Annotated in this window: 13 protein-coding genes; 5 read left to right on the forward strand and 8 right to left on the reverse strand. The window is 42.5% G+C overall.

What is annotated here, in order from left to right; translation table 11 throughout:
• Positions 1 to 4: 4 nt before the first annotated feature.
• Both EL081_RS06905 and EL081_RS06910 read right to left on the reverse strand, forming a co-directional pair.
• Complete coding sequence (locus EL081_RS06905; protein WP_126404531.1) at positions 5 to 1,012, reverse strand: YeiH family protein; 1,008 nt, start codon at positions 1,010 to 1,012, stop codon at positions 5 to 7.
• A gap of 1 nt (position 1,013) precedes the next feature.
• Complete coding sequence (locus tag EL081_RS06910) at positions 1,014 to 3,473, reverse strand: bifunctional DnaQ family exonuclease/ATP-dependent helicase (RefSeq protein WP_126404533.1); 2,460 nt, start codon at positions 3,471 to 3,473, stop codon at positions 1,014 to 1,016.
• 159 nt (positions 3,474 to 3,632) lie between these two features.
• Between EL081_RS06910 and EL081_RS06915 the strand changes: the two genes are divergently transcribed.
• Complete coding sequence (locus EL081_RS06915) at positions 3,633 to 4,274, forward strand: MBL fold metallo-hydrolase (RefSeq protein ID WP_126404535.1); 642 nt, start codon at positions 3,633 to 3,635, stop codon at positions 4,272 to 4,274.
• Positions 4,275 to 4,467: 193 nt separating this feature from the next.
• On the opposite strand, the gene ftsX is transcribed toward EL081_RS06915, so the two are convergent.
• The 3 genes from ftsX to prfB all read right to left on the reverse strand — a co-directional run bounded on the left by ftsX (position 4,468) and on the right by prfB (position 7,217).
• Positions 4,468 to 5,394 carry a permease-like cell division protein FtsX gene (gene ftsX, locus EL081_RS06925; RefSeq protein ID WP_126404536.1) on the reverse strand — a complete coding sequence of 309 codons (927 nt, stop codon included), beginning with the start codon at positions 5,392 to 5,394 and terminating at the stop codon, positions 4,468 to 4,470.
• The gene (ftsE, locus tag EL081_RS06930; RefSeq protein ID WP_126404538.1) at positions 5,387 to 6,079 is read right to left on the reverse strand and encodes a cell division ATP-binding protein FtsE; all 693 of its coding nucleotides are present in this window, start codon (positions 6,077 to 6,079) and stop codon (positions 5,387 to 5,389) included. Before ftsE ends, ftsX begins: the two co-directional genes overlap by 8 nt.
• Positions 6,080 to 6,121: 42 nt before the next feature.
• Positions 6,122 to 7,217 (reverse strand): peptide chain release factor 2 gene (gene prfB, locus EL081_RS06935; RefSeq protein WP_111674402.1). Its coding sequence is split into 2 segments (ribosomal slippage): positions 6,122 to 7,144 and positions 7,146 to 7,217, totalling 1,095 coding nucleotides; the frame shifts between segments, so codons are not numbered across the junction.
• A gap of 197 nt (positions 7,218 to 7,414) precedes the next feature.
• On the opposite strand from prfB, the gene EL081_RS06940 reads away from it, so the two are divergent.
• Complete coding sequence (locus EL081_RS06940) at positions 7,415 to 8,272, forward strand: metallophosphoesterase (RefSeq protein WP_126404539.1); 858 nt, start codon at positions 7,415 to 7,417, stop codon at positions 8,270 to 8,272.
• Between the two features lie 55 nt (positions 8,273 to 8,327).
• On the opposite strand, the gene EL081_RS06945 is transcribed toward EL081_RS06940, so the two are convergent.
• The 3 genes from EL081_RS06945 to EL081_RS06955 all read right to left on the reverse strand — a co-directional run bounded on the left by EL081_RS06945 (position 8,328) and on the right by EL081_RS06955 (position 12,379).
• Positions 8,328 to 8,996 carry an MIP/aquaporin family protein gene (locus EL081_RS06945; protein WP_126404540.1) on the reverse strand — a complete coding sequence of 223 codons (669 nt, stop codon included), beginning with the start codon at positions 8,994 to 8,996 and terminating at the stop codon, positions 8,328 to 8,330.
• Between the two features lie 121 nt (positions 8,997 to 9,117).
• Complete coding sequence (locus EL081_RS06950) at positions 9,118 to 11,802, reverse strand: cation-translocating P-type ATPase (protein WP_126404542.1); 2,685 nt, start codon at positions 11,800 to 11,802, stop codon at positions 9,118 to 9,120.
• Positions 11,803 to 11,995: 193 nt separating this feature from the next.
• Positions 11,996 to 12,379 (reverse strand): DUF1934 domain-containing protein, encoded by a 384-nt coding sequence (locus EL081_RS06955; protein ID WP_126404543.1) that lies wholly within the window; start codon positions 12,377 to 12,379, stop codon positions 11,996 to 11,998.
• Between the two features lie 110 nt (positions 12,380 to 12,489).
• Between EL081_RS06955 and EL081_RS06960 the strand changes: the two genes are divergently transcribed.
• From EL081_RS06960 to EL081_RS06970, 3 genes are read left to right on the forward strand one after another with little or no spacing between them, the layout of a single operon-like run.
• Positions 12,490 to 13,800 carry an HD domain-containing protein gene (locus EL081_RS06960; RefSeq protein WP_126404545.1) on the forward strand — a complete coding sequence of 437 codons (1,311 nt, stop codon included), beginning with the start codon at positions 12,490 to 12,492 and terminating at the stop codon, positions 13,798 to 13,800.
• Positions 13,790 to 14,599: a sugar-phosphatase gene (gene yidA, locus EL081_RS06965; RefSeq protein WP_126404546.1), complete on the forward strand. Its 810-nt coding sequence runs from the start codon at positions 13,790 to 13,792 to the stop codon at positions 14,597 to 14,599. The genes EL081_RS06960 and yidA overlap by 11 nt, the downstream gene beginning before the upstream one ends.
• Positions 14,599 to 15,813 carry an aminoacyltransferase gene (locus EL081_RS06970; RefSeq protein WP_126404548.1) on the forward strand — a complete coding sequence of 405 codons (1,215 nt, stop codon included), beginning with the start codon at positions 14,599 to 14,601 and terminating at the stop codon, positions 15,811 to 15,813. The genes yidA and EL081_RS06970 overlap by 1 nt, the downstream gene beginning before the upstream one ends.
• Positions 15,814 to 15,815 lie beyond the last annotated feature (2 nt).

Here is a 15,815-nt window from a genome sequence, read left to right on the forward strand (position 1 = left end):
TCATTTAGATTCTTAAAACGTGTTGAAGTAGCAAACTAGAAATGGATACAGCTAGCCAGGCCACAAGGCCGATGAGCAAAGGGGCCACCCCCTGCTTACGGAAGGCCTGAATAGACACTTGACTTCCAATGCCAACCAAGGCCATGGCCATCAAATATTGTGACAACCATTTACAGAAGGGGATCCAAGAACTTGGAAACCAGCCAAAGGACGTCACTAAAGAGGCCAAAAGGAAGTAAAAAATAAACCAAGGAACAATTTTACTCAATTTCACTTGCTTGCCTTCTCGATCCTGTTTCGACCGTCCTAGAAGTTTTAGTCCCAACATCCCAAAACAGATTGGAATAATCATCAGAGCTCGGGTCAACTTTACAACCGTAGCCACTTCACCCGCTGCTTTACTATAGGAAAATGCGGCCGCTACAACAGATGAGGTATCATTAATGGCCGTTCCTGCCCAAAAACCAAATTGCCGATCCGTCATAGCAAGGAGGTGACCAAAGAAAGGAAAGAGGAAAACCGCTAGGATATTAAAGAAAAAGATGGTCGACATGGACAGAGCAATGTCATTTTCATCAGCTTCTAGAACAGGAGAGGCTGCCGCGATTGCAGAACCTCCACAAATAGCTGTCCCCATTCCAACCAAGGCTGTTAAGATCTTTGGAGCTTTTAAGAGGTAGCCCATTGCAAAAGCAGAGAGAAAGGCAATACTGATGGTCGGTAAACTAATGACCAAAGAAGAAAGGCCCAATTGGGTCACCTTTTGAAAGGACAAGGTAAAGCCCATCAAGATAATGGAATATTGCAAGAGTTTTTTCCCTGAATAGGCTAGTCCCGGCCTGCTATTTTGAGGCAAGAGTTGACTAGCATTCAAGAGGATCCCACATAGGATAGCAAAGAGACTAGAGCCAAGGATAGGTACTGCTTTTCCTAACACCATAGATAGTCCTGCTGTGAGAGCGGCTAGCAAGACACCGGGAACATACTGAGTTCCATTGGGTTTTTGATTCATGTTAACTCCTAAATTGTTCAACAACTTCTTTTACTTCTCCTGTCTTAGCAATGACAAGAGGAGCTATTTTCTCTAAACTAGCTTGAATCTGCGAACCATATTGACGATTTAATAAGCGTTGATCTAATAAAATGACCAGAGATTCTTGCTCGCTCGAACGACTCGAGCGTCCAAGAGCCTGCTTCAAGCGTAAGATAGCTAGTGGCAAACTATAATCATAGAAAGGATTTTTCCCTTCTAGACGCAAGGTTTCGTGCAGTTTTTGCACGAAGAAATCACTTGGATTATCAAAAGGAATGCGAGGGATGACTTGAATGATTTTTGCTTGCTGGGCAAAATCGACCCCTTCCCAAAAACTACCGGATCCTAAAAGGACGGAAGCTTCCCCTCTATCAAATCGGCGTTTAATAGTTGCTGCTTCACCATTCTTATACTGAGCCAGATGACCCACTGTCATCAGCTGAGAAGTTGCTAAAAGCAAGTCCTTGGAAGTGAACAAGGCAAAGAGAGGCAAGCCAGTAGCTGCTAGATCATCCAAATAACTTGCTAAAGAGCTAGCTAATTCCTCTTGCGTCAAATTGGTCAAATCAGGAAATTCTCGATCGATGAAGATGGTTTGCCCTTGATGATAGGACAGTTCTTTCCCAATGAATTGGTAATTCTCAATTCCTAAAATCGAGGCTAGATTGACCTTTTTACTAATGGATAAGGTAGCTGAGACCAAGAGAAGTCTGGTAGTTGTTGGAATAAAGTCTTGAAGGGAAACCAAGCCCTCTCTTCCAGACTGCAAGCGAATTATCGGATGCTGATTCTCTTGTGTACGATCAATCCAAAAAATTTGAAAACGAGGATCAAAGACCGTTTTTAATGCAGCCAAGACTGGACTATCTAGTTCAGATAAATCCTGGCGAATTTTTTTCACCTGTTCCGGTGTTAGTTCGACCTTTCTGCTACCCGATTCAAGATGTTTGAGTAGAGCATTCAATTCAAATTGGAGACTCTCAAGGATCCGTCGTTTCAGCAAGGATTTTTCTATTTCTATCTCCCGTTGCAGATCTAGCATGAAATCTGATAATGATAAGGAAGCCCTTGAAAACTGCTCCAATGAAAAATAAAGTTTTTGTGCTTCATCCACCACTAGAGTCCGATATTCTACTAGAGAAGGATCATCCTCTAATCGAGTCAATAAATAGGCATGATTGGTGAGCAAGACTCGACTCATTTTGGCTTTTTCTTGACCGAGACGCCAAAAATCTTCTGTGTAAAATAAAGATTTTTTTGATAGCTTCCCATCATGACGGATTCGTTGAACAAAATTCCCGTAACGATGGAGCTGTCCCACTTCGTTTAGATCACCCGTCCTTGTTTGGGTCAACCAGACTAGCAATTGCATTTTGAACCGATTCCATAGACGATTTTCCTCTGGTTCATGCAAGATTCGAAAGAACTCATCCAGTTTTAGATAATTTTGAGGACTCTTTAGGCTATGAAAAGAAGTCTGAAAAACGTCCTCAATCGTCTTAGCTTCCTGTTGCATGATTTGGTCTTGTAAGACCTTGGTTGGAACACTGACAACAATCTGGTCCTTTGTATGCGCTAGTAAGGGAAGGAGGTAGCCATAGGTTTTTCCAATCCCAGTAGGTCCCTCGACAAAGGTTGCTACTTCTCTCGAAGACTGAAGACTTTCTTCAATTGACTGGGCAAACTCTTGCTGCAAGGGACGGGGGTCCATGCCCATTAACTGGATATTAATAGCAAACTGATCAGAAAAATTCTTGGCATCTCTTTTGATCAGAGGCTTACGAAGAAAAATCCCATGGTGAGATGTTAAGTCCTCTTTATGAAAAGCTCCCGCATCCTCGAACGCATCTTCTATCAAGAGTCTCGACTCGTAAATCAGATTATCAGAAAATGACAGCAAGGTTTCAACCAATTCTCTTGGTAAGGAAGCAATCGTTTCACGAAGCTTAAGAAATAGCTGGGCGGTTGCTTGCGCATCTGAGATAGCTGAGTGGGCATGGTCTAGAGGAATCGCCAATTCTTCACACAGGCTACTTAAATTGTATCTTTCTAGGGTTGGGAAAAAGACTTGGGCCAATTCAACCGTGTCGATCCGGGGTGTTATGAGCTCAAATCCTTCCCAAAACAAAGATTCTGCCAAGAGATTAGCATCAAATTTGACATTATGAGCCACAAAGACAGCATCTTCTATCAGTTCGTATACTTCCCTGGCTACCTGAGAAAAATCCGGTGCCTTCTTTAGTTGCCGATTGGTAATTCCAGTCAGTTGGCGAATATGTTCATCTAGTTCCTCATGCGGGTTGACGTCTGTCTCATAGCTCTCTACAATCTGCCCATCTTGAATGATGACAATCCCGATTTGAATAATTTTTGCATTGCTGCTTGCACTGGTCGCTTCCAGGTCCACGACAGCATATTTTCTTTTAACATTCGTCGTCATAGCACTTAAAATTATATCATTTTCCGACTCGCTTTGCTTGGTATTTTAATGAGATTGAAGGAGCTAAATTCAACCAAGCGATTATTCTTCGGTCTCCAGAGGCGTTTTAGTCAGCTATTTTACCATATTTTTGATAGACTAATAGAGAAAGGAGCTCTTATGAAAATCCACCGCATTGTCAACCCCATCGCTTATGAAAACACCTACCTACTTGAAAATGAAAATGATCTTCTCGTTGTTGATCCTGGTAGTGCCTGGGAAAGTATTCGAAACCGCATTGATCAGCTCGCAAAACCAATTGTTGCTATTCTCCTCACCCATACCCACTACGACCATATCATGAGTTTAGAGAAGGTGCGGGAAACTTATGGCCATCCACCTGTTTATGTAGATGCTCATGAAGCGACCTGGCTCCAAAGTCCTGTGGACAATCTTTCCGGACTAGACCGCCATTCTGATTTAATGGATGTGGTCTGCCAGCCAGCCGAAGAGCATTTTAACTACCAAACAGATTATCATTTGAAAAACTTCCATTTTTATGTCCTTCATACACCAGGACATTCCATTGGAGGGGTCTCCTTTGTCTTTCCTGATGACCACCTCGTCTTGACAGGTGATGCCCTTTTCCGAGAAACCATTGGAAGGACTGATTTGCCTACAGGAAGTGGCCCTCAACTTCTTGAAAGTATTGAGACACAATTGCTCACTCTTCCATCCTCCTATACAGTTTACCCAGGACATGGGAATGACACCACCATCGGTCATGAAAAAATGTTTAATCCCTTTTTTCGGAATCGTTAAAAAAGAGAGTGGGACAGAAATCGGTAATTCGTTAGAATTCGATTTCGTCGTCCCACCTCCGCACAGTTGAGTAGGACTGTAAAAGCTTATGAAAGCAGCGTAGTAGAGCCCACTCAACCACTGCGTCTTACTCGACAATCCAAAGACAATTAAGAGGCTAGGATTTTTGTCCCAGCCTCTTTTTTTTATATTCTTAAATCTTCAAGAAACGTCTCATTGAAATAGATGAGCCAATCGCTCCAATTAAAATACCGAGACCAAACAAACCACCGACCATAATTGGAACAAGAAGGTTTGGACTGTATAAGAACAATTTCTGATCTTGTAGGGTATTGTACATAGACTTGTAGACAATATTATAGACATAATAAAGCAAGAGGGCTGGCGGGATTGCACCAATCAAGCCAATCCAGGCACCTTCCAGAAGGAATGGCGCACGAATATAGCCACTCTTAGCACCTACCAGACGCATAATCTTGATTTCTCGACTTCGTGAAATAATGGTAATCCGAATCGTATTAGAAATCAAGAAGACCGCGATAAAGATTAGTAAAGCGGCACCAATCAAGCCCCAAATACGGATGAAGTTCCCGAGAGCAAAGAGACGTTGAGTATCAACTCCCCCATCTTTTACTTCAGACACCCCTTCGATTTTCTTAGCGGCCTTGGAAACTTCTTTTACATACTTAGGAGCCGTCGTCTCTACAAAATAAGCATCATAGAGAGGATTAGCATCCCCGTCAAAAATTTTCCAGTTGTTACCGGCAGTCTTGATCAAGTTTTCATACTGTTCTTCCTTGCTGGAGAACTCAACTTTATCAACATTCTTCATGGCTGTCAATGCATTATAGACTTTCTTATAATCCTCATTATCAACCATCTGGCCTTCTTTTTCGATCTGCTGGCTTTGATCTTGGATATCCTTACGCATATAGACAACAATCCGTACACTATTTTGAATATCATCTGATAGCTTGATCGTATTCGCAATGACTGAGGCAAAAATCGCTACAAGTCCAAGTGTAATCGTCACCGAACTAACCGCAGCAATGGTCATCCAGCCATTCCGTTTTAAACTTTTAAATGATTCAATGAGATGGCGGAAAAATCTTCTAATCATCGTATCCGTACTCTCCTTCCGCTTCATCCCGTACAACACGGCCATTTTCAATGGCGATAACACGGTGACGAAGTGTATTTACAATTTGGCTATTATGAGTCGCCATCAAAACAGTGGTTCCTTGCAAATTAATTCGCTCTAAGAGGTTCATAATTTCCCAAGAGTTATCTGGGTCCAAGTTCCCTGTTGGTTCGTCCGCAATCAATACTTTAGGATTGTTGACGATGGCACGCGCGATAGCGATCCGTTGTTGCTCACCACCTGAAAGCTCATTTGGGAATGAACGAACCTTGTGTTTCAAACCAACAAGATCCAAAACTTCCATAACGCGTTTTTTAATGTTTCTACGACGCTCTCCAATTACTTCCATTGCGTAGGCAATATTTTCATAAACAGTCTTTTTAGGAAGCAATTTGTAGTCTTGGAAGACTACCCCAACGTTCCGACGCAACTTCGGAATATCGCGTTTTTTGATTTTATCTAAATCAAAACCAGCAACTTTCAAGGTTCCTTTATCATGCTTCACCTCACGGTAAAGTAAGCGAATAAAGGTTGATTTACCTGCACCAGAAGGTCCTACAATATAGGCAAATTCTCCTGGTTCAATATGAACGGTCACTCCTCGAAGAGCTGTCGTTCCGTTGTCATACTTTTTGACAACATCTTTCATTTCAATCATTGACATGTATTGAAAATTCCTTTCCACATTTTATATAGAAGGAGGACTTTAATTGAGACGCCATTTCAAATAGGCATCAATAAAGCCATCAATATCTCCGTCCATTACTTTATCAACTTGGGCTACTTCATAGCTTGTACGGTGGTCTTTCACCATGGTGTATGGAGTAAAGACATAGGAGCGAATCTGACTTCCCCAGGTGATTTCTTTTTTATCACCCTTTAAGGAATCCACTTCAGCTGCCTTCTTTTCTTGCTCCAATTGATAAAGTTTTGCCTGCAACATTTTCATTGCACGGTCACGGTTTCCGTACTGAGTCCGGTCAACTGTCGAAGCAACCACAATCCCTGTCGGGATATGAGTCAAACGAACACCTGTTGAAACCTTGTTGACATTCTGTCCACCAGCTCCACCCGAACGGAAGGTATCCATCTTGATATCGTCATCTCGGACTTCTACTTCAATTGTATCATCCAATTCTGGCATGACTTCAACTGACGTGAATGAAGTATGGCGACGTTTAGCTGAGTCGAATGGCGAGATTCGTACCAAACGGTGAACGCCCATTTCTGATTTCAACAACCCATAGGCATGCGGTCCTTCGAAAGACAGCGTAACAGATTTAATCCCAGCCTCGTCTCCCGCCTGGTAGTCCAAGACTTCCACCTTGAAACCATGAGCATTTCCGAAGCGGGTATACATCCGAAGAAGCATATCTCCCCAGTCCTGAGCCTCAGTACCTCCAGATCCCGGATGGATTTCCAAGATTGCATTATTATTATCATAGGGTTCTGACAAGAGAAGCGTCATTTCATAACTGGTCATCATCTTATCCAACTCTATCAACTTCTCTTCTAGCTCTTCGTGAACGGATTCATCTTCTGAGAGAAACTCAAGAAGGATTTCGGATTCATCAAACAAGTCTGTCATTTGATGGAAATTCTCATAGGTTTGTTTCAACTCATTTAATTCCTGGGACGTTTTTTGCGCTGCAATATTATCATCCCAAAAATCAGGTTCTGTCATTTTGTTTTCCAAAATGGCAATTTCTTCTTCCAGACCCTCTAAGTCAAAGAGACCCCCTGAAAGAAGCTAATTTTTCACGATTCGCGTCAATTTTCTGACGGATTTCTGAAATATCCATAAGTACCTCTTTCTAAGTATCAGTCTATTATACCACAAACCCCATCATTTGCACATAGTAAGAGATAGTAGGAATCATTTGACCACAAAAAATCGCATAAAACCAAGCTGTTGTCACCTCCTTTGTTACATAATTGTTAGATTTGTTACATGTTAGTTAACTTTCTTTTTCTTATCAACTTATGATACACTAGTGATATGACACGTATTGGTTTTATGAGTGACCTGCACCTGGATTCCAATCAGTTTGGCGAGACCGAACGCATGCAACTCCATCAGGTCCTAAAAGAAGAACAAATTGATCACCTTCATCTAGCTGGCGACATTTCCAATGACTTTAAGCAGATAAGTCTCCCCTTTATTCAGGAACTCCAAAGACAGATTCCTGTCTCCTTTAACCTGGGTAATCACGATATGCTATCTCTTTCAGAAGCAGAAATCAAACAGTACGATTTTCAAGTCCAAACCTTTGGGGATAGCCATTTAGTCAGTCTTGCTGGTTGGTACGATTATAGCTTTGTCCCTGAAAAGAGCAAGGAGGCCCACCTGCGTACCAAAAATACTTTCTGGTTTGATCGAAGATTGGAACGTCCTTTCGATGATCCAACCATCACGCAAGAAGTCCTCTCCCAATTGGATCAGGTCCTCGCTTCTTTAGATGGTAGAATCATCGTCGCTCTTCACTTTGTTCCCCACAAGGACTTTCTCGTTAGCCACCCCTACTTTCAGAAATTCAATGCCTTCTTAGGCAGTCAAGTTTTTCACGATCTCTTTTTGAAGCATAAGGTATCGGACGTGGTTTTTGGCCACTTGCACCATCGCCATCCTTCTAGAGTCATCGATGGCATCCACTATCACATGCGGCCTCTTGGCTATATTCGAGAATGGCAACTGACGGAAGACTTTTTCAAGGACTTTCCTCAATACAAGATTCCTCAAATGTATCGTCTTCATAAACGCTACAATGCTGTGAAAGACTTAGCTGAATTTCATCAATACAAAAGACAACATTTAGCAAGTGAATTTCGTCAGGCTTTAACCATCCTTGATTGCTAAAAAGAAAAGATTTCGACTCTCATAGGGAATCGAAATCTTTTTTCGTTAAAATTGCTTATGCTTCTGTTTCAATGAGATTCTTTGCAAGAAGGGCTGCCAAAACACCACCAACGATTGGAGCAAGGATAAAGATCCAAATTTGTTGAAGGGCTGCACCACCTACAAAGAGAGCAGGAGCCAAGCTACGAGCTGGGTTAACAGAAAGACCTGTAATGTTCAAGCCAACAAGAATGATCAAGGTCAAGCTCAAACCAATCACAAGACCAGCGATCTTCCCGTTTCCTTTAGAAGCTGATGTCACTGTCATGATGACCAAGATAAAGATAAAGGAAGCAATCACTTCAAACAAGAAACCGCCAAATGGAGTCACTCCTTTAGCCAAGGCATTTTCACCAAGACTAGCTGTTGACATACCTGAATTGGACAAAAGGAAGAAGACAGAAGCAGTCGCAATGAAAGCTCCCACTACTTGCGCTACAATGTAATTGACCAAGTCTTTTGAAGATAAGCGTTTGTTTACAAACATAGCAATGGAAACAGCTGGGTTCAAGTGAGCACCAGAAACAGTCCCAATGGAGTATGCAGCCGCAACAATTGACAAACCGAATGCCAAGGCAATTCCTAAATGCCCAAGTCCTTCAGTTCCATTTCCAAAAACAACAGCGCCAGTCCCGATAAAGACAAGCATAAATGTGCCGATTACTTCAGCAAAAAACTTTTTCATAATATAGTTTCCTTTCTTCAAACTGTTGTCTAGTTTATCAAAAATCAAGTCTGGGCTCAAGAAATATGCCTAGACACCTCTGCACACAAAAAAAGCCATCCGAAGATGACTTTTTTAATACTTAAATGGCATTTTTATCTTTTCCGAGTGCTCGTTGAACAGCTTTAACGATTTCAACCAAAACAACAATCATAAGGGCACCTACAGCAACAACCAACCATTGTGTCAAGCTCAAATGAGACACATGGAAGAGTTTATTGAATCCAGGTACCATAATGGTCGCCATTAAAAGAATGAAGGCAACTGGGATAGACCAGTTAAAGGTCTTGTTTTTAAAGAGTCCTACTTTAAAGATGGATTGGTAAACGGATTTAACGTTAAAGGCATGGAGCAATTGGATCAATCCAAGAGTTGCAAAGGCCATAGTCAATGCGTCAGCATGGATTTCTGCACGAGTAGAGTGTTCAGGAGAAATCAAAGCCCAACCATAGACACCAAGAACTAGCATCGTTTGGAAGATTCCTTGATAAAGGATAGCCCCAAAGACACCACCATCAAAGAAGTTAGACTTACGACCACGAGGTTTGTGGGTCATAACGCCTGGCTCAGCAGGCTCTACCCCAAGAGCGATAGCTGGTAAAGTATCAGTTACCAAGTTGATCCAGAGAAGATGCACTGGTTGCAACACATCCCAACCAAAGAGGGTTGCAAAGAAAATCGTGAAGACCTCAGCCATATTGGCAGACAAGAGGTATTGGATGGATTTTTGGATATTGGAGAAGACCTTACGTCCTTCTTCTACTGCTACAATAATAGTTGCGAAGTTGTCATCGGCAAGGACCATATCAGAAGCCCCCTTAGAAACCTCTGTACCTGTAATCCCCATACCGATACCAATATCTGCTGTCTTAAGTGATGGCGCGTCATTGACCCCATCACCTGTCATGGCAACAACCTTGCCTTCTTTTTGCCAGGCTTTCACGATCCGAACCTTGTGTTCAGGTGATACACGAGCGTATACAGAGTATTGTTTGAAGACTTTTTGGAATTCTTCATCAGAGAGTTCGTTCAACTCAGCTCCAGTGAAGACATGGTCTTCTGTATCATTTGGATCGATGATACCGAGACGTTTGGCGATAGCTTCAGCCGTATCTTGGTGGTCACCAGTGATCATAATCGGACGGATACCCGCTTCCTTAGCGACTCGGACAGCTTCTGCAGCTTCTGGACGTTCAGGGTCGATCATGCCGACCAAACCAGAGAAGATGAGGTCAGATTCAACAATTTCAGATTCCAAGGTTGGAATTTCCTTACTTGTCTTATAAGCCATCATCAAGACACGAAGGGCTTGCTTAGCCAAGTCTTTGTTGGTAGCAAGGATAGCTTGTTTATCTTCTTCTGTGATGGGGCGAACTTCCCCATTGACTTCAATACGAGTCACGCGCTTGAGCAGCTGATCAGGTGCACCCTTGACAGCGATAAAGTAAGAACCGTCTGCTTCCTTATGAATGGTAGACATGAGCTTACGGTCTGAGTCAAATGGCAATTCAGCTACACGTGGTTCATCCTTCAAGACCTCACGAACATCAAAGTTGTGGTCCAAACCAAACTGTACAAGAGCTGTCTCCGTTGGATCCCCAATCAACTTACCAGATGGATCCACCTTGGTATCATTGGCAAAGTTCATGATACGGAGGGTATTGTTGCTAGCAGCAATCTCGGATGCCGAGCTTTGCAATTGACCGTTGGTATAAACTTTTTCAACCGTCATTTGGTTCATGGTCAAAGTACCTGTTTTATCAGATGCGATGATTTCTGTTGAACCAAGAGTTTCAACTGCTGGTAATTTACGAACAATCGAATTACGTTTGGCAAGGGTTGTTGTCCCCAAAGATAGAACGATGGTTACAATGGCAGGGAGACCTTCTGGAATCGCAGCAACCGCAAGAGCAACCGCCACCATCAAGCCTTCTAATGGATGTTCTCCACGAACAAAGACACCAACCAAGAAAGTGATCACTGCAATCACAACGATCAAGTAAGTCAAGGCCTTAGATAATTGTTCCAAGCTTTGCTTCAATGGTGTCTCTGTCTCGTCAGCATTAGCCAACATGTCCGCAATCTTACCAACTTCTGTGTACATACCAGTGTTGGTCACGACACCAATCCCACGACCGTAAGTTACGTTTGAGTTTTGGTAACCCATGTTAACACGGTCCCCGATACCGGCATCCGCTTCAACAAGTCCTGTCACATCTTTTTCAACTGGGACAGACTCCCCTGTAAGAGCTGCTTCTTCAATTTTAAGGGAAGCTGCTTCAAACAAACGCATATCTGCGGGCACGACATCTCCTGCTTCAAGCAAGACGATATCTCCAGGTACCAATTCTTTTGAGTCAATCTCAATGACATGACCATCACGACGAACACGAGCCATCGGGCTAGACATATTTTTCAGAGCTTCAATGGCTGCTTCTGCTTGCCCTTCTTGGTAAACCCCAAAGGCAGCATTCAAGACAACAACGGCCAAGATGATCATGGCATCCGTTAAACCATCCATCCCTTCTGTAATCACAGAAAGTGCCGCTGCTGCAAGCAAGATGATAATCATCAAATCCTTAAATTGATCAAGGAATTTAGCTAGCAGGCTCCGTTTCTCTCCCTCTTCCAACTCATTGCGACCATAAGTCGCTAGGCGTTCTTGAGCTTGAGCAGTTGACAAACCCTCGATAGATGAGTCCAAGTTCTTTAGGACTTCTTCTGAGGTCTGTGTGTAAAACAAGTCTTTATTTTGTTCTTTTGACAAAACAGTCTCCTCCTTTTTGGCCTCTTTTTACAAAAAAAGAGACCTGTTTTTTAAAAAAACAAGTCTCGCTGTTTAATATAGCGCCGGAAATAATTCGGAATGACGACACTATCGCGGTTTCCCGCCAGCTACTCCCTTGAGTGGTTTCATTATACCACAACTCATAAAAAAATCAAGAAAAACTACTAAAAAACTAGTCTCCCCATGTCAATTCTAAGCGATAGGTAGCGAATTGCTGACTTTCATCCGTCGTCAACAACTGATAGGACAAGCCAAGCTTATTTTGCTCCAATCTATATTCCTGAGTATCAATCACAAACTGCTGCATGCCCAGGGGAGTTGGAATGAGCGCATGACCTTTCTCAGAAGCTATAAATTTCATGATGGATTTTGGAGTTGAGAAGCGAGTCATGGTCAATTCTTGATCATGAAATTTCAAGGCTACTTTTTCTCCTTCTTCGTTGACGTAAAGCAGATAGTGATAGCCCCCCTTTTCCTTCCACTCCCCTTCGTAATATTGATCCATCACTTCGAGTTGTTCATCAAATTGAATCTGATTTTGTATTCTAATTTTCAAAAGTTCCCATCCTTTCCCTCTTTCCATTATTTTACCAAAAACTTCTTTCTTTTTCCTATTGCAACCATCTCTCAATACCAATTTAGGCCGTTTTCTGCTATAATAGAGGCATGAATGAAAAAGTATTTCGGGATCCTGTGCACAACTATATCCACGTGGATCACCCAGTCATTTACAAGCTCATTAATACAAAAGAATTTCAACGACTACGTCGCATCAAACAGTTGGGAACCTCTGGGTTTACCTTTCATGGGGGCGAGCATAGTCGTTTTTCGCACTGTCTAGGAGCCTATGAAATCGCTCGTCGCATCCTATCGATCTTTGATGAGAAATACACTGATCAATGGGACTCGAGCGAATCCCTTCTTACCATGGTTGCCGCCTTGCTCCATGATATCGGACACGGCGCTTATTCGCATACCTTTGAAGGCCTATTTGATACAGACCATGAAAAAATGACTCAGGAAATCATTACCTGTCCTGAAACGGAAATTTACCAGATATTAATTAAAGTAGCACCAGACTTTCCTCAAAAGGTTGCCAGTGTTATCGACCACACCTACCCTAATAAACAAGTGGTGCAGTTAATCTCTAGTCAGATTGATGTCGATCGCATGGATTACCTTCTACGAGACGCCTACTTCACTGGTGCTTCTTACGGCAATTTTGATTTAACTCGTATATTGCGTGTCATTCGTCCAGTAGAAAACGGAATCGCTTTTCAGGTCAATGGGATGCATGCGGTTGAAGATTATGTTGTTTCTCGCTACCAAATGTATATGCAGGTCTACTTCCACCCGGCTACTAGAGCGATGGAAGTCCTATTGCAGAATCTGCTCAAGCGGGCACGTCATCTCTATCTTGCGCATAAGGAATTCTTTCACGCGACTTCACCCCGCTTGATTCCATTCTTTGAACACCAGGTAAACCTTGCCGATTACCTTGCTTTGGACGATGGCGTTATGAATACCTATTTTCAATCTTGGATGGAAAGCCCTGACTCTGTTCTCTCTGATTTGGCCCAGCGTTTTATCAATCGCAAGGTTTTCAAATCCATCCTCTTTCAAGATAAGGTCGAAAAACAATTAGCTACTCTCAAACAACTGATTCAAGAGGTCGGTTTCGATCCAACCTATTATACGGCTATTCATCGAAATTTTGACCTTCCTTACGACGTTTACCGACCAGATTCAGAAAAACCTCGTACTCAAATTGAAATCATCCAGAAGGATGGAAATTTAGCTGAGCTATCCCTCCTCTCTCCTATCGTTGCTTCCTTAGCAGGTAGCAGACAAGGGGATAACCGCTTCTATTTCCCAAAAGAAATGTTGCTTGAAAATAGTTTGTTTACACCTCAACTACAACTATTCCAGTCCTATATTGTTAACGATACCTTCACAGGAGAAAAAGATGAACATTAAACTTGTTGCCCTTGATATCGATGGGACCCTTTTAACATCTGACGGCCAAGTAACCCCCGAAGTTTTTCAAGCCATCCAAGATGCCAAAGATCAAGGGGTCCATGTTGTCTTAGCAACTGGTCGTCCTCGTTCTGGTGTCCTTCGATTGTTAGAAGAACTTCATTTGGATCAGCCGGGTGATCTCGTCATTACCTTCAATGGAGGGCTCATTCAAGACGCCCACACTGGTGATACTCTCTATGAAGAACACCTCTCCTACAATGACTATTTAGATATTGAAGCACTAGCTCGTAAATTAGCTGTTCCTATGCACGCTAGTGCCAAGTCTGGCATTTATACAGCTAATCGTAACATTGGTACCTATACCGTCCATGAAGCCAAATTGGTCCACTCTGATCTTTTCTACCGGACTCCAGAAGAAATGAAGCAGCATACGGTTCTCAAGTGTATGTATGTCGACGAACCGGAAGTCTTAGAAAGAATCATCTCCTCTATTCCAGATAGTTTTTACGACCGTTTTACGATTGTGCGTTCCGCACCTTTTTACCTTGAAATTTTGCCTAAAACAGTTGATAAAGGCCGGGCGCTCTTACACTTAGCGTCTAAGTTACACTTAAGTCCAGACCAAGTGATGGCGGTCGGCGATCAAGAAAACGACCATGCTATGCTAGAAGTTGCTGGCTTCCCAGTCGCGATGGACAACGCTAGTCCTGAATTAAAAGAGATTGCTAAAGTTGTTACGCGATCCAACGATGAGTCGGGTGTTGCTTACGCCCTTAGAAAGTGGGTACTCCATTAATGTATAGTTACAAAATCGGCATTACTGCCGAAGAACATGATGAATTCGTTAAAACTAGCCCCCAAACCAATTTGCTTCAGAGCTCCGATTGGGCAAAGATCAAAGACAACTGGGGCAATGAACGCCTTGGCGTTTACCAAGATCACAAACTAGTCGCTGTCGCAAGTATTTTAATCCAACCCCTCCCACTTGGTTTTACCATGCTCTATATCCCGCGTGGACCTATTATGGATTACCAAAACAGCGAATTAGTAGCCTTTATGCTCCAATCCATCAAAACATATGCTAGAAGCAAGCGTGCTGTCTTTGCCAAATTTGATCCTTCTCTTTTCCTGAGAAAAGGATTAATCGGTCAAGAAGTAAAAGATCAAGAGGCTACTTTAGCGATTATCCAATCCTTAAAAGATTGTGGAGTCGAATGGGTTGGACGAACAGAAGACATGGGAGAAACCATTCAACCACGCTTCCAGGCCAATATCTACAAGGAATACTTCACAGAGGACCAACTGTCCAAATCCACCAAGCAAGCCATTCGGACCGCTCGAAATAAAGGAGTTGAAGTCATCTTTGGAGGCACTGAACTCTTAGACGAATTTGCAGCTCTGATGAAAAAGACAGAAGCTCGAAAAGGCATCCATCTTCGTGGAAGAGACTATTATGAGAAACTGCTAACAACCTATGCAGGACAATCGTACATCACTCTATCAAGAATCAACTTGGCTGAGCGTCTTGCTTCACTCAAAGAACAGCTTAAAAAAAATCAAGCAGAGGCTAGTCGTTTTAACGAAAAAACAAAACCAGGCAAAATCGACAACAACCGTCAAGAAAAAGAACGTTTGGAGGAAGAAATCCAATTTCTCAATCAAGAGCTAAAAGCTGGCCAAGAGATTGTTTCTCTTTCTGGAACCTTAACTCTTGAATTTGGGGGCACTTCAGAGAATGTCTATGCGGGCATGGATGAGAACTTCCGCCGCTATCAACCAGCTATTTTGACTTGGTATGAAACAGCCCAGCATGCCTTTGACCGTGGAGCTACTTGGCAAAATATGGGAGGAGTTGAGAACCAGTTAGATGGAGGCCTCTACCACTTCAAGTCAAAATTTAATCCAATGATTGAAGAATTTGTTGGCGAATTCAACCTCCCAACTAGCATGCTTTATCCCCTTGTTAACAAGGCCTATCAATTACGAAAAAAACTAAGAAATAAACAGTAAGG

The sequence above is a fragment of the Streptococcus viridans genome (assembly GCF_900636365.1).
Classification (GTDB): Bacteria; Bacillota; Bacilli; order Lactobacillales; family Streptococcaceae; genus Streptococcus; species Streptococcus viridans_A.

Excerpts from the sequence above, each read along its gene's own strand:
- EL081_RS06905 (WP_126404531.1), bottom strand. The coding sequence starts at position 1,012 with ATGAATCAAAAACCCAATGGAACTCAGTATGTTCCCGGTGTCTTGCTA.
- EL081_RS06910 (WP_126404533.1), bottom strand. The coding sequence starts at position 3,473 with ATGACGACGAATGTTAAAAGAAAATATGCTGTCGTGGACCTGGAAGCG.
- EL081_RS06915 (WP_126404535.1), top strand. The coding sequence starts at position 3,633 with ATGAAAATCCACCGCATTGTCAACCCCATCGCTTATGAAAACACCTAC.
- ftsX (WP_126404536.1), bottom strand. The coding sequence starts at position 5,394 with ATGATTAGAAGATTTTTCCGCCATCTCATTGAATCATTTAAAAGTTTA.
- ftsE (WP_126404538.1), bottom strand. The coding sequence starts at position 6,079 with ATGTCAATGATTGAAATGAAAGATGTTGTCAAAAAGTATGACAACGGA.
- EL081_RS06940 (WP_126404539.1), top strand. The coding sequence starts at position 7,415 with ATGACACGTATTGGTTTTATGAGTGACCTGCACCTGGATTCCAATCAG.
- EL081_RS06945 (WP_126404540.1), bottom strand. The coding sequence starts at position 8,996 with ATGAAAAAGTTTTTTGCTGAAGTAATCGGCACATTTATGCTTGTCTTT.
- EL081_RS06960 (WP_126404545.1), top strand. The coding sequence starts at position 12,490 with ATGAATGAAAAAGTATTTCGGGATCCTGTGCACAACTATATCCACGTG.
- yidA (WP_126404546.1), top strand. The coding sequence starts at position 13,790 with ATGAACATTAAACTTGTTGCCCTTGATATCGATGGGACCCTTTTAACA.
- EL081_RS06970 (WP_126404548.1), top strand. The coding sequence starts at position 14,599 with ATGTATAGTTACAAAATCGGCATTACTGCCGAAGAACATGATGAATTC.